At 40.2% G+C, this 376-nt stretch carries 2 pseudogenes; both read right to left on the bottom strand.

The features are described 5' to 3' along the window. Window positions 1-168: pseudogene (locus AB4486_RS28100) on the bottom strand (phosphate ABC transporter substrate-binding protein); the annotation flags it as partial. Between the two features lie 9 nt (window positions 169-177). Beyond that, window positions 178-376, bottom strand: a pseudogene (locus tag AB4486_RS28095) (hypothetical protein); the annotation flags it as partial.

Here is a 376-nt window from a genome sequence, read left to right as displayed (position 1 = left end):
CTGTGCTTTAGTACCATTCGATAGCTTGCTTTTCTTACCCATGAATAACTTTTTAACGTCTGATTTAGATAAAGAATCAACGCCAGCATTGTTACCAATCACTACCATTCCAGCAGAAGCGTTAAATGAAAGAACCGCTACGGTTATTGCTGCCAGTAAACTTTTCATATGGCCTCCTTAGAATACGAAATCAAGACGTGCTGAATAGACAATAGAGCTGTCTTCAAGGTAATTACCCGTTGCAATATATGGGCTTACTGTTGTTTCAACATTACTTTGGAACCCACCACTAGTATCGCGGTAATCGACATAGGTCACATCCGCTTTTAAAGACATGTTCTTAGCGAAATCCCAACGGCTACCAACAGAGTAAGAA

It is taken from the genome of Vibrio sp. 10N.222.55.C6 (genome assembly GCF_041473395.1).
GTDB classification, from domain to species: Bacteria; Pseudomonadota; Gammaproteobacteria; order Enterobacterales; family Vibrionaceae; genus Vibrio; species Vibrio crassostreae_C.
The sequence above is the reverse complement of the archived record's forward strand: the minus strand, read 5'-3'. Positions and strand labels throughout refer to the sequence as shown.